The sequence below is a fragment of the Bradyrhizobium sp. CB1015 genome (genome assembly GCF_025200925.1).
Lineage (GTDB): Bacteria > Pseudomonadota > Alphaproteobacteria > Rhizobiales > Xanthobacteraceae > Bradyrhizobium.
The window spans coordinates 1,042,557-1,057,464 of record NZ_CP104174.1 but is presented as its reverse complement, the minus strand read 5'-3'; the positions used below and the strand labels follow the sequence as shown (position 1 = coordinate 1,057,464).

At 65.5% G+C, this 14,908-nt stretch carries 19 protein-coding genes and 2 tRNA genes; 4 read left to right on the top strand and 17 right to left on the bottom strand.

Going from position 1 to position 14,908, the window contains the following annotated elements:
• Positions 1 to 76: 76 nt before the first annotated feature.
• The 12 genes from N2604_RS04860 to N2604_RS04805 all read right to left on the bottom strand — a co-directional run bounded on the left by N2604_RS04860 (position 77) and on the right by N2604_RS04805 (position 8,743).
• Positions 77 to 152 (bottom strand) — tRNA-Phe (locus N2604_RS04860).
• Between the two features lie 186 nt (positions 153 to 338).
• On the bottom strand, positions 339 to 521 hold the full coding sequence (gene yacG, locus N2604_RS04855; RefSeq protein WP_260374053.1) for a DNA gyrase inhibitor YacG: 183 nt from the start codon (positions 519 to 521) through the stop codon (positions 339 to 341).
• Between the two features lie 155 nt (positions 522 to 676).
• Complete coding sequence (locus N2604_RS04850) at positions 677 to 1,306, bottom strand: Maf-like protein (RefSeq protein WP_260374052.1); 630 nt, start codon at positions 1,304 to 1,306, stop codon at positions 677 to 679.
• 155 nt (positions 1,307 to 1,461) lie between these two features.
• The gene (locus tag N2604_RS04845; protein ID WP_260374051.1) at positions 1,462 to 1,929 is read right to left on the bottom strand and encodes a low molecular weight phosphatase family protein; all 468 of its coding nucleotides are present in this window, start codon (positions 1,927 to 1,929) and stop codon (positions 1,462 to 1,464) included.
• Positions 1,930 to 1,935: 6 nt separating this feature from the next.
• A complete protein-coding gene (locus N2604_RS04840; RefSeq protein WP_260374050.1) occupies positions 1,936 to 2,433 on the bottom strand; it encodes a UPF0262 family protein in 498 nt (165 codons plus the stop codon).
• The gene (gene hisD / locus N2604_RS04835; protein WP_260374049.1) at positions 2,430 to 3,725 is read right to left on the bottom strand and encodes a histidinol dehydrogenase; all 1,296 of its coding nucleotides are present in this window, start codon (positions 3,723 to 3,725) and stop codon (positions 2,430 to 2,432) included. The genes N2604_RS04840 and hisD overlap by 4 nt, the downstream gene beginning before the upstream one ends.
• Positions 3,726 to 3,870: 145 nt before the next feature.
• Positions 3,871 to 4,314 (bottom strand): DUF2948 family protein, encoded by a 444-nt coding sequence (locus N2604_RS04830; RefSeq protein ID WP_260374048.1) that lies wholly within the window; start codon positions 4,312 to 4,314, stop codon positions 3,871 to 3,873.
• Between the two features lie 145 nt (positions 4,315 to 4,459).
• On the bottom strand, positions 4,460 to 5,284 hold the full coding sequence (locus tag N2604_RS04825) for an alpha/beta fold hydrolase (RefSeq protein ID WP_260374047.1): 825 nt from the start codon (positions 5,282 to 5,284) through the stop codon (positions 4,460 to 4,462).
• Positions 5,285 to 5,401: 117 nt separating this feature from the next.
• Positions 5,402 to 5,911: a hypothetical protein gene (locus N2604_RS04820; RefSeq protein ID WP_260374046.1), complete on the bottom strand. Its 510-nt coding sequence runs from the start codon at positions 5,909 to 5,911 to the stop codon at positions 5,402 to 5,404.
• A 297-nt stretch (positions 5,912 to 6,208) separates the two neighbouring features.
• On the bottom strand, positions 6,209 to 6,517 hold the full coding sequence (locus N2604_RS04815; protein ID WP_036014366.1) for an EthD family reductase: 309 nt from the start codon (positions 6,515 to 6,517) through the stop codon (positions 6,209 to 6,211).
• A gap of 291 nt (positions 6,518 to 6,808) precedes the next feature.
• Positions 6,809 to 8,515 carry an FAD-dependent oxidoreductase gene (locus N2604_RS04810; RefSeq protein ID WP_260376177.1) on the bottom strand — a complete coding sequence of 569 codons (1,707 nt, stop codon included), beginning with the start codon at positions 8,513 to 8,515 and terminating at the stop codon, positions 6,809 to 6,811.
• Positions 8,516 to 8,554: 39 nt separating this feature from the next.
• Positions 8,555 to 8,743, bottom strand: a complete 189-nt coding sequence (locus N2604_RS04805; protein ID WP_260374045.1) for a hypothetical protein — start codon at positions 8,741 to 8,743, stop codon at positions 8,555 to 8,557.
• 316 nt (positions 8,744 to 9,059) lie between these two features.
• Between N2604_RS04805 and N2604_RS04800 the strand changes: the two genes are divergently transcribed.
• The 3 genes from N2604_RS04800 (at position 9,060) to N2604_RS04790 (ending at position 10,587) form a co-directional block, all read left to right on the top strand.
• Positions 9,060 to 9,134 (top strand) — tRNA-Thr (locus N2604_RS04800).
• A 96-nt stretch (positions 9,135 to 9,230) separates the two neighbouring features.
• Complete coding sequence (locus N2604_RS04795) at positions 9,231 to 9,581, top strand: RidA family protein (protein ID WP_260374044.1); 351 nt, start codon at positions 9,231 to 9,233, stop codon at positions 9,579 to 9,581.
• Between the two features lie 802 nt (positions 9,582 to 10,383).
• On the top strand, positions 10,384 to 10,587 hold the full coding sequence (locus N2604_RS04790; RefSeq protein WP_025032384.1) for a hypothetical protein: 204 nt from the start codon (positions 10,384 to 10,386) through the stop codon (positions 10,585 to 10,587).
• Between the two features lie 132 nt (positions 10,588 to 10,719).
• Here N2604_RS04790 and N2604_RS04785 read toward each other — a convergent pair whose 3' ends face one another.
• From N2604_RS04785 to N2604_RS04770, 4 genes are all read right to left on the bottom strand, one after another.
• Positions 10,720 to 11,232 carry a Crp/Fnr family transcriptional regulator gene (locus N2604_RS04785; RefSeq protein ID WP_260376176.1) on the bottom strand — a complete coding sequence of 171 codons (513 nt, stop codon included), beginning with the start codon at positions 11,230 to 11,232 and terminating at the stop codon, positions 10,720 to 10,722.
• 47 nt (positions 11,233 to 11,279) lie between these two features.
• On the bottom strand, positions 11,280 to 11,918 hold the full coding sequence (locus tag N2604_RS04780) for a ferric reductase-like transmembrane domain-containing protein (RefSeq protein WP_260374043.1): 639 nt from the start codon (positions 11,916 to 11,918) through the stop codon (positions 11,280 to 11,282).
• 13 nt (positions 11,919 to 11,931) lie between these two features.
• Positions 11,932 to 12,420: a Twin-arginine translocation pathway signal gene (locus tag N2604_RS04775; protein ID WP_260374042.1), complete on the bottom strand. Its 489-nt coding sequence runs from the start codon at positions 12,418 to 12,420 to the stop codon at positions 11,932 to 11,934.
• A gap of 141 nt (positions 12,421 to 12,561) precedes the next feature.
• Positions 12,562 to 12,738: a hypothetical protein gene (locus N2604_RS04770; protein WP_260374041.1), complete on the bottom strand. Its 177-nt coding sequence runs from the start codon at positions 12,736 to 12,738 to the stop codon at positions 12,562 to 12,564.
• Between the two features lie 239 nt (positions 12,739 to 12,977).
• Here N2604_RS04770 and N2604_RS04765 point away from each other — a divergent pair, with 239 nt between their 5' ends.
• The gene (locus tag N2604_RS04765; protein ID WP_260374040.1) at positions 12,978 to 13,985 is read left to right on the top strand and encodes an LLM class flavin-dependent oxidoreductase; all 1,008 of its coding nucleotides are present in this window, start codon (positions 12,978 to 12,980) and stop codon (positions 13,983 to 13,985) included.
• Positions 13,986 to 14,032: 47 nt separating this feature from the next.
• Here N2604_RS04765 and N2604_RS04760 read toward each other — a convergent pair whose 3' ends face one another.
• A complete protein-coding gene (locus N2604_RS04760; protein ID WP_260374039.1) occupies positions 14,033 to 14,908 on the bottom strand; it encodes an amidohydrolase in 876 nt (291 codons plus the stop codon).

Below are 14,908 nucleotides of genomic sequence, written 5' to 3'. Positions count from 1 at the left end.
CGGAGAGAAATCCGCGAGCGCCGTCGCGACGACCCTCTAGCGAACGCAATCGTAAGAATCGTGCTCAAGCGTAGAATGGTGCCCAGGGGCGGAATCGAACCACCGACACTGCGATTTTCAGTCGCATGCTCTACCAACTGAGCTACCTGGGCGTGCTCCAAGAGAGGGGCCAAAGCCCATCGAGCGGGCGGTTTATAGTGGGCCGAGAGCGGCATGTCCACCCGGCTTCGCCAAGTGGCTGCGTCGGGCGCGGCCCTTCTGTGCACAAGATGGGGCGGGGTTGCTGCGGCTGGCGCGGGACGCCTCGGCGAGGCCATTAAGGCATTGATACAGCTTGATTATTCGACGTCGTCCGTCTCGTCGTGGCGGCCGGGGATGACGTAGGAGCCCTTCAGCCAGCGGTTCAGATCGACGTCGCGGCAGCGCGAGGAGCAGAACGGACGGGTGGCCTGCGTCTGCGGCTTGCCGCAGATCGGGCAGGTTCTGAGCGGGCCGGTGGGCTTGGTGACCTGGTCGTCCATGGATGTCGGCAGCTTACACGGGGTGACGGAGTTCAAGAGCTTGTCGGGAAACGGGTTCCTGGCGCAGCCGTACATGCGCCGCTGCGCGGACCCGGCCGGGCCATTCTACTGTGCATGGGGTTGTTTTCGAGGTTTTGTCGGCGCAGCGCTGGGGCTCACACCGCGGTGGAGTTGAGCCAGCCGAAACGGATCGGGAAACCCTCGCCGCCCAGCAGTGTCGTGGTCTCGTAGAGCGGCAGGCCGACGACGTTGGTGTAGGACCCCACCATCTTGACCACGAAGGATCCGGCGATGCCCTGCACGGCATAGCCGCCGGCTTTGCCGCGCCATTCGCCGGAGCCGATATAGGCCTGGATGTCGTCCTCGGAGAGACGCTTGAAGCGCACGCGGGTCTCGACCAGGCGCTGGCGAAAGGCTTCGCGCGGCGTGACGAGACAGATCGCGGTGTAGACCCGGTGGTTGCGGCCCGACAGCAGCCGCAGGCACTGCGCGGCCTCGTCCACGAGATTGGCCTTGGGCAGGATGCGGCGGCCGACCGCCACCACCGTGTCGGCGGACAGGATGAAGGCGCCCCTCAGCTCGTCGTCGAGCTGCACCGATTTCAGCGCCGCATCGGCCTTGGCCCTGGCCAGCCGGTTGGCGCAGGCGCGCGGGAGTTCGCCCCGCTTCGGCGTCTCGTCGACGTCGGCCGGGCGGAGCGCATCCGGCTCGATGCCGGCCTGGTTGAGCAGCGACAGCCGACGCGGCGAACCGGAGGCAAGTACGAATTTGGGGCGGCCGAGCATCAGGGTGATTTGGGGGATGAGGCAGGGGTGAATTGCGCGCGGAACCTATCGGAAGGGGGCTGATTTCACAACCCGGGAACCGGAGTTTGGTGATTCGAGGTTTCCGATAAGCGTGTGCCCTCGGTCTGTGACGCCGGTGTTACGCTCGGCCGATGCTACCCGCTCGCCGCGCCGGCCTTGGCGAAGCGCCGCCGGATGCGCATCAGGAGCTGATCGCAGACCTCGCGATAGGCAGCGAGCTTCTGGTCGCGGCTGCCTTCGATGGTGGTGGGATCCTGCGTCGGCCAGTATTCGACCTCGGCCGCCAGCGTTCGCGTCAGCTCCAGCGCCTTGTGATGCGCCTCGGGCGAGAGCGTGATGATGAGGTCGAAATTCAGTCCCTCCCAATCCTCCAGCTCCTCGAAGGTCTGCGGCTTGTGGCCCGAGATGTCCTGGCCGAGCTCGCCCATCACGGCGACCGCGAAGGGATCGAGATCGCCCTTCTTGGCGCCGGCCGACTTCACGTAGAGGCCTTGCGGAAACATGTGCTGCAACAGGCTCTCGGCCATCGGCGAGCGCACGCTGTTCATCGCACAGGCGAACAGCACCGATTGCGGATCGCGTGCGCGTGGGGGCGCAGCCATCCGTGATCAGCCTTTCCAGTGCAGGACGGTAATGAGCGTGAACAGCCGGCGCGAGGTCTCGAAGTCGACCCGCACCTTGCCCTTCAGCCGCTCCTGCAGCGTGCGCGATCCCTCGTCATGGATGCCGCGGCGACCCATGTCGATGGCCTCGATCTTGTCCGGCGTCGCGGTGCGGATCGCCTGGTAGTAGCTGTCGCAGATCATGAAATAGTCTTTCACGATCCGCCGGAACGGCGTCAGCGACAACAGATGCGCGACGACAGGCGTGCCGTCCTCGCGGCGGATGTCGAACATCAACCGGTTGCCGGTGATGCCGATATGCAGCGTGAACGGACCCTTGCCGTCCGCACCCTCGGGCGCGAACAGGTTCTGCTCGATCAGATCGTAGATCGCGATCGCGCGCTCGTGCTCGATGTCGGGCCCGGAACGGCCGATCGAGTCCTCGTCGAGCGTGACGCCGACGATGCGATTGGTCGAGTCGTCCTGTTCGGGCGGCTTTGTCATGACAGATTGAGGCGCAATCCAATCGAGCGCGAATGGGCGTCCAGCCCCTCCGCCTTGCCGAGCGTCATCGCGGCCGGGCCCAGCGCACGCAATTGATCGGGTCCGCATTTCAGGATCGAGGTGCGTTTCATGAAGTCGTGCACCGAGAGGCCTGAGGAAAACCGCGCCGAGCGCGCCGTCGGCAGCACGTGATTGGAGCCGCCGACATAATCGCCGATCGCCTCAGGCGTATGCGGCCCGAGGAACACCGCGCCGGCATTGCGGATGTTGGCCGCGAGCGCGTCGGGATCGACGGTCATGATCTCGAGATGCTCGGCCGCGATGGCGTCGGCGAGCGGGATGGCCTCGCCCAGGTTCTTCACCATGATGACGGCGCCGAAATCGGCCCAGGATGCGCTGGCGATCGCGGCGCGCGGCAGCGTCTTCAGCTGCGCCTCCACCGCCTTTTCGACGTCGGCGGCGAGGCGCGCCGAGTCCGTGATCAGGATCGACTGCGCGCTGGCATCGTGCTCGGCCTGCGCCAGCAGGTCGGCGGCGATCCAGTCGGCATTGCCGGTGTCGTCGGCGATGACGAGCACCTCCGAGGGGCCGGCGATCATGTCGATGCCGACCTTGCCGAACACCAGCCGCTTGGCGGCGGCGACATAGGCATTGCCGGGGCCGACGATCTTGGCGACAGGCGCGATGGTCGCGGTGCCATGCGCGAGCGCGGCGACGGCCTGCGCACCGCCGACACGGTAGATCTCGGTGACGCCGCCGAGATGGGCGGCCGCCAGGACCAGCGGATTGAGCTTGCCGTCCGGCGAGGGCACCACCATCACGAGGCGCGACACGCCGGCGACTTTCGCCGGCACCGCGTTCATCAGCACCGATGAGGGATAGGCGGCCGTGCCGCCGGGGACGTAGAGGCCGGCGGATTCGATCGCGGTGTAGCGCCAGCCGAGCTCGACGCCGAGCGGATCGGTGAAGCGCTCGTCCTTCGGCAGCTGGCGGCGATGATAGGTCTCGATGCGGTCGCGCGCGAGCTTGAGCGCATCCAGCGTCGCAGGCTCGCAGGCCTTCACGGCGGCCTCGATCTCGGCGGCGGAGACGCGCAAGGAGGATGCATCCAGCCTCAAGCGGTCGAACTTGGCCGTCGCCTCGAGCAGGGCGGCATCGCCACGCTTGGCCACGTCGTCGACGATCGCGCGCGCGGCGGCCTCGACGTCGGCCGAAGCCTCGCGCTTGGCGGCGAGGAAGGCGGCGAATCGCTGGTCAAAATCGGCGCTGCTGCGGTCGAGGCGAACGGGCATGTTTCGCTTGGCTTCCGGCTGGTCTTGAGGGGCGGATCGGCACACCAGGTCCCTGCTCAATGGCGCGGCGGGGAAGCTGCGTCAACCCTCGGGAGATGCCGTTCCGGCCAGGGGCTGAGCCCATTCGGCTGGTATACCGGCCGCTTCACCCCTCCCCCTCGACTCCCGTTCCCAGCGTGTCGGCCCCGAGGTCGGTCAGCTCGCATTCCAGGCACTCGACGTCCAGGCGGATGGCGCCGCCCTGGGCGAACAAAAGCAGGGCGCTGCCGCTGGGCTCCTCGGCGCGGCCGTCCTGGGGGTGAAATTCAATGCCGACCAGATCCAGCACCTTGTCCGGCGCGGCGAGATCGATGTTGCGCGACTTGCAGGCGAGCACACGGTCGAAACGGAGCGCTGCGACCAGCCGGCGCGGCTCGGCCTCGCCCTCCAAGGTCTGCTCCCAGTCCAGCCGGCTCATTCCGACCACAAGCCTTTTCTCGCTCTGTCGCCAGATGATGTCGGTGGCCTGGACACGGGCGTCCTGGATATGGGTCGAGATCACGGCGAGATCGTCGGCATCGAGCGCGATCAGTTTGAGCTGGGGCGACATCGCCGGCGCCTCTCCTGGAGTGGACGGGGCTCAACGCGCGCGAGCCCCGAAATTTCCACACAAGCTAAGCCCTCGCCCGGCTCGCCGCTACGCGGCGAGCCACCCTTTCCCACAACAAGGGGGAGAGGGGTAGAGTCGTGAAGCCTCACTCCCTGAAAAACGCCAGGAGATCCGCGTTGATCGTCTCGGCGTGCGTGGTCGGCATGCCGTGGGGGAATCCCTTGTAGGTCTTCAGGATGCCCTTCTTCAGCAGCTTGGCCGAGAGCGGCGCCGAATCCGCGTAAGGCACGATCTGGTCGTCGTCGCCGTGCATCACCAGAACCGGCACGTTGATCTTCTTCAGGTCCTCGGTGAAATCGGTCTGCGAGAACGCGACGATGCCGTCGTAATGCGCCTTCGCGCCGCCCATCATGCCCTGGCGCCACCAGTTCTCGATCACGGCTTCCAGTGGTTTTGCGCCGGGACGGTTGTAGCCGTAGAACGGGCCGGCGGCGATGTCGCGGTAGAACGCCGAGCGGCCGGCGGCGAGCTGGGTCTGAAAATCGTCGAACACGCTCTTCGGCAGGCCGCCGGGATTGGCCGCGGTTTGCACCATCAGCGGCGGCACCGCCGAGAGGATCGCGGCCTTCGCGACGCGGCTCTCGCCGTGGCGGGCGATGTAGTGCACGACCTCGCCGCCGCCGGTGGAATGGCCGACATGGATGGCGTTCTTGAGGTCGAGATGCGCGGTGAGCGCGGCGAGATCGTCGGCGTAATGATCCATGTCGTGGCCGTCGGCGACCTGCGCCGAGCGGCCGTGGCCGCGGCGGTCATGCGCGATGACGCGATAGCCGCGCGTGACGAAGTACATCATCTGCGCGTCCCAATCGTCCGACGACAGCGGCCAGCCATGGCTGAACACGATCGGCTGGCCCGAGCCCCAATCCTTATAGAAGATCTCGACGCCGTCTTTGGTGGTGATGGTGGGCATGGTGGAGCTCCTTTCAATGAGAGACGTCATTCCGGGGCGCACGTCAGCGCGAACCCGGAGTCTAGAGATTGCTAAATCGAGTTTCCGGGTTGCGCCGGAACGACGAGGCGATGCCGATCAGGCGAACGCCATGGGCTTGTAGCGGCGCCAGGCGCCGATGGTCAGCACGACGAAAAACACCAGCACGATGCCCTGCACCACGGCGAACACCGGACCCGATGGCGGTGCCGGCGGCACGGCGGGCGCGAGCGCGGCAAGCGCGGGCACCTTCAGGAACGACTGGATCACCAGCACGAAGACATTGAAATAGAGCGAGATCATCGCGGTCACGATGTAGACCGGGCGCCAGACGCCGGCGAGCTTCATGCCGTAGAGCGCGAAGCAGGCGATGGCGAGCAGCACCAGCGAGATGATGCCGATGATGTGCGAGGGCAGCAGCTCCTTGAAGGGAAACAGGAAACCGGTGGCGCTGGTGAGGATGGTAAACAGCAGGAAGATCGCAGTCAGGCCCGGCATCGACTTCGAGCCGAGCAGGCCGAACATCACGACGAGCCCGGCGACGATGGCAATCAGGCTGATGATGACATGGATCAGCGTGAGGGCGGGCAGACTCAGGCCAAGCATCATGACATCTCTCCTACTCTCCACGTTGAGGTGACGAGAATAGTATTACGGCCCTCATTGGATTACCACCTGCGTTGTCGTCACATGCATGAGCGCAGCCATGCGTTGTCGTGCGAAATCGAAGAACGCATGACTGAACTCTTTGCAGCGCTGTCACAAACGACGGCAGTTTGGTTTTGTAGCCCGGATGGAGCAAAGCGAAATCCGGGAATCGTGCCACAAGCAATCGCGGCCCCGGATTGCGCTTCGCTCCATCCGGGCTACGAGCTTGCAGGATTCAACGAAAGTTGAATCGATCCCTCACACGTTCTTGGTGTCGAAGATCAGGATGTCGGCGCCGCCGCTGGCGAATTTCGGCACGTCGGCGCCGGTCGCCTTGCCTTCCGGGCTGGCGAAGGCGGCCTGAACGTCGGCCACGCTGTCGAAGGTGAGGATGGCGACGAGATGGATTCCGGAAGGGCCTGCGGGAGATGCGACCGGCCCCTTGCTGACGGCGTAGTTCTTCAGGCCGGGAAGCTTCTTGGCGAGCGGGATGTGCGTCTCGGCATAGTACTTGTCGAAGGCGGCAGCATCCTTGGGTGTCTTGTAGAGCACGACGACTTCAGCCATTTAGTCCTCCCGTTGAATCATTGTTTTATGTCCACCCTCATGGTGAGGAGCGTGCGAAGCACGCGCCTCACCATAGAGGCCCGGCTGTTACACCGGGGCCTTCGTCCTTCGAGACGCGCGCAAGCGCGCTCCTCAGGATGAGGGGATAGTCACGCATTGCGCAGCAAGATGACAAGCCGGATTCGGCTTGCCATTCCCTTGTCTTCTGCTTGACTTATCGTTTGAGCACGATCTCATCGGAAAACCGCTCCACACTTTTCGCTAACGCGGCCTTCGGGTCCGGATCGTGCTTTAGAGCGCCGGTTTTGCGGCGTCGCCGAGATAGCCGTGCAGGGAGGCGACGACCTGCGCGCCCTCGCCGATGGCGCCTCCGACGCGCTTGACCGAGCCGGAGCGGACGTCGCCGACGGCATAGACGCCGGGCACGGAGGTCTCCAGTGGCGCCACCAGCTTGCCCTGGTTCTGCTCGGACTGCGCGCCGGTGACGACGAAGCCGCCGCGATCGAGCGTCACGCCGCAGCCGTCGAGCCAGGACGTGGCGGGATCGGCGCCGACGAACAGGAAGAGATTGCGGATGTCGGCGGAATCCTCGTCATCCGACAGCCGGCTCTTCCAGCGGATGCGCCGCAGCAGCGACGCCTCATCGCCCTCGAGTGCGGTGATCTCGGTGTTGAACATCAATTCGATGTTGGGCGTCGCTTCGATGCGCTCGATGAGATAGCGCGACATGCTGGCACCCAAGCCGCCGCCGCGGATGATCATCAGCACTTTTTTCGCGTGACCCGACAGGAACACGGCCGCTTGGCCTGCCGAATTGCCGGCGCCGACCAGGGCCACCTCCTCGCCCGCGCACAGCCGCGCCTCCACTGGCGAGGCCCAATACCAGACGCCGCGTCCCTCGAACTTGTCGAGGTTGGCGATATCGGGACGGCGATAGCGCGCGCCGCTGGCGACCACCACCGAACGCGAGCGCAAGGTGTCGCCGCAATCCAGCGCCAGCGCGAAGGTGCCGTTGGCGCGCGAGCAATCCAGCGAGCTCACCGACATCGGAATCATGATGTCGGCGCCGAACTTCTGCGCCTGGGTGAAGGCGCGGCCCGCCAGCGCCTGGCCGGAGATGCCGGTCGGGAAGCCCAGATAGTTCTCGATGCGCGCGCTGGCGCCGGCCTGGCCGCCGAAGGCGCGGGTGTCGACGACAGCGACCGAGAGACCTTCGGACGCCGCATAGACCGCGGTGGCGAGCCCCGCCGGCCCGCAGCCGACGATGGCGACATCGTAGATGCGGTTGTCCTTGGCCCCGCCGATCATGCCGATGGCGCGGCCGAGCTCGGTCTCGCTGGGATTGCGCAGCACCGTGCCGTCCGCCGTGACGACGAGCGGCCAATCCTCCGGCCTCGGCGAATAGCGCGCGATCAGTTCGGCGGCGTCATGCTCGCTCTCGGGATCGAGCAGATGATGCGGCTGGCCATTGCGGGTGAGAAAGCCCTGCAGGCGCACCACGCCGGCGGAGTTCGACGGCCCGATCAGCACGGGGCCGCCGATGCCGTCCTGGATCAGATTGACCCGGCGCAGGATCAGCGCGCGCATGATGCGCTCGCCAAGCTCGGCTTCGGCCACCAGCAGCGCGCGCAGCCGGTCCGGCGGGACGAGAAGCACCTCGACATCGCCTTCGGCGCGGCCGTCGACCAGCGCCGGCCGGCCCGAGAGCTGGCCGAGCTCGGCCAGAAATTGCCCCGGCCCCTGATCGATCACCGGAGTGACGTGACCGAGACCGTCGCGCTGGGTGATGGCGACGTGGCCCGCCAGCACCACGAACATGCCGGGCCCGGGCTTGCCGGTCTCGAACAGCAGCTCGCCGTCCGCATAGGTGCGGATTTCGCCGAAGTGCCTGATCCGTTCGATCTCGCCCGGGGTCAGCGCCGGAAAGGTCTGCTCGGGGCGGGTGAACCGCAACAGCTGCGCATCGCGGTCGGTTCGTTGCGTGTCGTCCTGCCCCATGGCCACTGCATGCACTCCAAGATTTCCAGCCGCCGGCGTTCAACGAGAGGTCTTGCCGGCGGCCCCCTCATTTAGGGAACCATCGTCGTTCTGCGAGGGGTCGGTGCTTGCGGCGCGTTCGCGCGCCTGCACCTTCCGCCGCTTCAGGTTTTCGCGCAGCGCCGATTTCAGCCGGTCGTCCCGGGACGCCCTCGCCTGGCTCGCGCTCTCGTCGGTCTCGTCAGCCATCGCGTCTCCATCATAGCAACTGGCGATAGGATGCCATCGAAGTGTGGCAGCTCAAGAGGCGAGGCGATAGGACCCTTGCGAAACGCGACATGGATCGAATCCGGGTCCCAGGCCAACTGACCAGTTGGGCAGGGATATCAGACCCCGAATCGGCGTGAAGGCGGTCAGTTCGGGTGAAACCGGGCATTTTGGCCCCGATATCGGCCCGATTTTCTCGTTTTGGCGGGGCCAGCAAGCTTGCGCAGGAGGGGGGCTTGTGGCAGATATCGGCCCGCTTGGTAGGCCCCTCGGGCGGCCGATTCTTGTCCCAGCACATGCTGCCGTAGCTCAGTGGTAGAGCACTCCATTGGTAATGGAGAGGTCGACAGTTCAATCCTGTCTGGCAGCACCACCAGCTTTCCTCACCGACGCGAGCCGTGTGAACCAAGCCTTGTTGAAATAAGCCTTGCGCCTGGCCAGCGCGCCCGCAACAGCCACGGATGCGATCGTGATCACACGTTCCCTGCCCTATGAAGGACTGCTCCACGAGATCGTCGAGCATAATGGCGTGCTCTATCTCGGCGGCATCGTCCCTGAAGATGCCGGGCTCGACATGGCGGGCCAGGCCGACGATGTGCTGCGCCAGTTGAAGACCCTGCTCGAGGGGGCCGGCTCCGATCTGTCCTGCGTTCTGCAGGTGACGATCTTCCTGGCCGACCTCGCCGACAAGGCCGCATTCAACCAGGTGTGGAAGCGCTATTTCACCGCGGAGCATCTGCCGGCGCGTGCCGCGATCGGCGTTGCGGATCTCGGCCCGGGCGTCAAGCTGGAGCTGACGGCGATCGCCGCCCGCCGCTGACCCATGATCGACGGGCGAGGCGAGCAAGCCCGATCATTCCTGCGTTCGCGCATGAAGCCGTGCTCTCGCGACGCCAAGCGTCCGAGTTTTGCTGTTTTCCTTGACCCTCTTCTGTGAAGAGAGCGCAGGGAAGGCCGGGTGCCGGCTGGCACCCATGGTCCGCTGCGCGAAAATTTGCACACGCAAATGCGCAGGCGGAGAACAGGTGGGCCGGAAAACACCCGGCCTTCCCTGCGCGATGGTTTGACGGCTTATGCCTGCTCTCCCCGGAGCCGAGTTCCTTCTGGCCTCCGTCACCCCGCGAATTGACGATGCCGCCAAGCCCGGTTGAGCCCAGAAGCATCTCCGCAAGGCTTGACCGTAGCAACGACGGTCAGGACCACACGGTTTTGCCGTACGCAGCTTCCGGCTCCGCCAAGAGGCTTCGCCGGATGTTGGCGCCGTCCGTTCCGCACGCCGTGAGACCTCACGAGGTTCATCTCGCCCTGGTCCCGCCGCGCGTGCCCGACGCAGCGTCCACCGCACCCCGACCCACGTTCGTGACGACGTACGATCGCCCCTCTCCTTGGGCCGGGATGAGCGAGGGATACCGCAATTCCGAATTTCGGTAAAGTGGAATATTTTCCGTGGAAAGGGGTTGACGGGGTCTGCGCCGAAGGGGTGGTGTTTTGCCCGACGGGCCGGAAGCGTTGCGGCCGATAGTCTCGGTTGCGCCTCTCCCGAACAATGCGGTCACACGGCACGTTGACCCCTCATTCCGTGGTGATACTCTTTTCGCTCGCAGCCTGTCCGGGAGGACACAATGGCATGGTTCGACCGCCTGTTTGGAAGGATGTCGGAGCCGACGACCCCTCTCTTTGCGAGATTTCGGCGGAAATCGAAGGCACCGACCGACCCTGATCTTCTGAAAATCGCCAAGGACCGGAAGGGGCATGTTTCCCGAAGAGCCGTCAGGGATGAGTATAATCGGCTGGTTCTGGAGAAGTACGCGCACGACAAGTCGTGACTGCCGAGACCCGTCGAGGCGATCGCGGTGGCGAAACATGATGGTTTCGCGACGGCTCTATCCCCTGAGCACCGTCGCCATTCTTCTGCAGTGCCGTAACCCGGATGGAGCGCAAGCGTAATCCGGGATCGTTCAGCGCGAAGGCAATGGCCCGGGATTGCGCTCCGCTCCATCCGGGCTACGGGCCTGATGCCCGACGAACCGCTCATCCGCCCGGCGCAGCCGCCGGCACAGCTCGCGATTGATGTTCTGCAGGACGATCACATAGGCGTGGATGTCGGCCTTGTAACAGGCGTAGAGCTTTTGCGCCGTCAGCTCGTACAGCACCGTCGGCGCCTCCGCGACGACGGTAGCGGAGCGGTTCTGCATTTCGATCAGCGTCATCTCGCCGAAGAAATCGCCAGGCTCCAAACGCGATATCGGGATGACGCCGCCCGCATGGTTCCGTTTGCGCACCGCGAGCCGGCCGGACTTGACGATGAACATCGAGCGTCCCGGCTCGCCCTCGGCCACGACGGTCGCGTTGGCCTCGAAGCGGCGCTCGATCAGCATGGAGATCAGCAGGTCGAGGCTTGCCTCCGAAAGACCGCCGAAGAACGGCGTCGCCAGCAGGAACGCCTTCAGATCGGGGGGCGTGACGAGCATTGCGCCAAGATACGCCCCGCCGCCATCTGCGGCAAGCAAGGCGTCGTTCACTGCCGCGCGACACCGTCCCCTCGGAACGTCCTTCGCTTTCGCCACACCTGCAGGTCAATCATGACTTTCACACTTGCCGCGAGGACGAGCGCACAGAGCGCCGCCTTGGAGGTCGTTTCCATCGTTCCCTCGATCAGCAGGGAGTGAATCACACTGCCGACGACGATGACGAGCGCGAGCGGCATGTGAAGGAAGCGCCAGGTTCGCGGCCGCAAGCCCAATGGCCTTCGCAAGAGAGCCAGCAGCGCAACCGCGAAGATGGCCCACATCGCGATCACGCCGAAGGGAGAGAACGGCGTCGGCGAGGAGAAGGTCAGCGCGTCGACCATGTCGGGCGGGCTGGTGATCCAGAGGCCGGCGACATGGATCAGAATCGCCAGAACGAGCGCGCCGCCGATCCAGTGATGGGCGCGCCTGTTACGATAGGCCGACAATCCCGGCAGGTAGCCGCCGATCAGCAAGGGCTGCACGAGCACGAGTCCGAGGGCAATGATGCCGGCGAAACCGGCGAGGATGTAGACAGGATCGCGCCATGCGAGCTGCTCGCTGGCTGCGGCAGCGGCGACCGGCACGCCGATCGCCAAGGCAAGGGCGACCCAGATCAGGGGCGCCCGGGCCGATCTCCATCTCGTCATCTGCAAGTGGGGTTCAAGCCGGCTGCAGCACGAAGTGCGCCTCGAGGCTGGTCTCCTTGGCGCTCCGCATCACCGGCCGCAGGAAGACGGTCTTGAACTCGCCGCTGTCATAGGCGAGGTGGCCGTGCGGCTGGCCGAAGATCGGAATGATCTGCGGCATCTCCAGCCGGAACTTGCCGTCCTTGTCGGTGAGCGTTGCGCCGTGGCTCTGCGGCTCGTGCTCCCGCCCTTCGACGGTGTGCGCCCAGATCTGGATGCGCTGGCCGGCCAGCGGAGCCCCGTCGCCGGCGCGGCGCACGGTGCCGCTCATCCAGAAACCGCCCTTGCCGATCCGCTCCACGATCGCCGCGCCCTTGCGGTAATTGTTCGCGCCGCCCGACATCGACTCGGTCGGCGCGAGGCCGTTCGCACGGGCCGGCAGCAGCAGGCCCGAAGCGCCGGTTGCGAGCAGAGTGCCGCCGGCAATGAGGAGAGTGCGGCGGTTGAAGACGGCCGTGGTCATATCAGTTCCTCCTGGCGGCACTGCAGCAGCTCCGACAAGCTACAATATCAGGTGAAAAACGCCCAGTTGGCGCGAGAGGCGCAAAGGCCTGCAATAACAGTGTTGTGAACGGGGGCGCGGACCGCATCCACCGCGAAGCGTTCAGTCAGGCTTGCCTTGTCGTCGTTCAAGGCGGAGCCTTTGTGCTCTCATACGCTTGATCTCGTCATTGAGAGCGTCGGCTTTTTCATCAAGGCGTGATGTCCCCGATGTCGGCTCGTCGCGCTGGCGTATCTTCTCGAGCGCTTTCTCAACCGAGAGCTTGGTCGTGTCGGCCATGGCATCTCTCCTGGAGGATATCGAAGCAGCCAATTCCGGACATGAAGATGAGGCCAGGTTCCGACCCTTGACGCAAGTCAAACCTGCGCCGAAAGCCCGCGGGGCCAAAAAACGCCGTCTGGCCTTTCGCCGGTTGCCAGCGACAGTTCCGTGTCCAATTGACACCGCAACGCTAACATTCGGAACGCAAGGTATTACATATGGAGCGCCGGCGCGTTGCGCTCCTCACTGGACCCCCCATGATCCCCTTCTCCGTGCTCGACCTCGCACCCATCCGCCAGGGCGGCGACGCGTCGCAGGCGTTCCGCAATTCGCTCGATCTCGCCCGGCATGCGGAGAGGTGGGGCTTCAAGCGGTTCTGGCTGGCCGAGCATCACAACATGACGGGCATCGCCAGCGCGGCGACGGCGGTGGTGATCGGCCACATCGCGGGAGGCACGACGACGATCCGCGTCGGGTCCGGCGGGATCATGCTGCCGAACCACTCGCCGCTGGTCATCGCCGAGCAGTTCGGCACGCTGGAATCGCTGTATTCCGGACGGATCGATCTCGGGCTCGGCCGGGCGCCGGGCACCGACCAGTTCACCGCGCGGGCGCTGCGGCGCGATCTTGCCACCAGTTCCGAGAACTTTCCGCATGACGTGCTGGAGCTGCAGGCGCTGCTCGGCGACGTGCAGCCGAACCAGGCGATCCGGGCCGTGCCCGGCATGGGGACGAAGGTGCCGCTGTGGATCTTGGGATCGAGCACCTTCGGCGCGCAGCTTGCGGCGATGCTGGGGCTGCCGTTCGCGTTCGCCTCGCATTTCGCGCCGCAGATGATGATGCCGGCGCTGCGCGAATATCGGGCGCGCTTCGAGCCCTCGGCGCAGCTCGACAAGCCCTATGCGATGATCGGCGTCAACGTGTTCGCGGCCGACAGCGATGAAGAGGCGCAGCGGATGTTCTCTTCGCTGCAGCAGGCGTTCATCAACCTCCGCCGCGGCACGCCCGGCCCGTTGCCGCCGCCGGTGGACGACATGGACGCGCTGTGGTCGCCCGCGGAGAAGGCCGGCGTTGCGCAAGCGCTGTCGTGCTCGGCAGTCGGCTCGCCCGATACGGTCGAAGCAAAACTGAAGGCGCTGATCGCCGAGACCGGCGCGGACGAATTGATGACGACGGGGCAGATCTACGATCACGCGGCACGGCTGCGCTCGTTCGAGATCGCCGCCGAGGTGCGGGAGCGGTTGGCGAAGCAGCCGATGGGGTGAGGCGCAATCGCGCTCCGAGCGAGGTGCTCGGCCCATTCTCTCATGCCTCAATCCGCAAACCCGAACAGCTTGGCCGGATTGTGCACCAGGATCTTTTCCAGCTCCGCCTGGTCGGGCGCGTAGCGGTACATCAGCTCGAGCAGATCGGCATCGTTCGGTGGCTGCCTCACCGAGACCGGATGCGGCCAGTCGCTGGCCCAGACGCAGCGGTCGGGGGCGGCCTCGATATAGGCGCGCGCGATCGGGATCACGTCGTCGTAAGGCGCGCCGGTCTTCGAGGTCTTCTCGCCGAGCGAGAGCATGACCCAGAAATTGCCCTTCTCGAGCAGCTCCAGCATCTTGCGCAGATTCGGATCGTTCCTGCCGGCCTCGGGGTCAGGCCGCGCCATGTGGTCGATCAGCACGGGCACGTCGAGGTTCTCGTACTTGGCGACGCTGGAGACGATGCCGTCCTTCTCCGGCTGGATCTTGACGTACCAGCCGAGCTCGCGGATGCGGGCGATGGCGCGGGCGAAATCGGCGTCCGACAGCACCGCGCCGAGCTCCTGACGGAAGCTGAAGCGCGCGCCGCGCACGCCGGCGTCGTGCAGCCTGGCGAGATAGGCGTCGTTCGCTTCGGCGAACACCAGCGCATTGGCGCAGCCGCGATAGTTCGGGCCCATCGCTTTGAGCCCGTCGAGCACGACGGCATGATCGGCGCCATAGGTCGTGGTCTGCACGATGATGCCGCGCTCGATGCCGAGCGCCTTATGCATGCGCAGCGCCGCTTCCCAGGTCGCGGTCGGCATCCGATAGGCGGCGCCGGGACGCTCCGGATATTTCGCGATCGGCCCGAGTACGTGGAACTGGCTGTCGATGGTCTTCGGCGGCGGCGCCTTGATCGGGCGGCGCGGGTTGGGGTCGAACGGCAGGTAGGTCGGCAT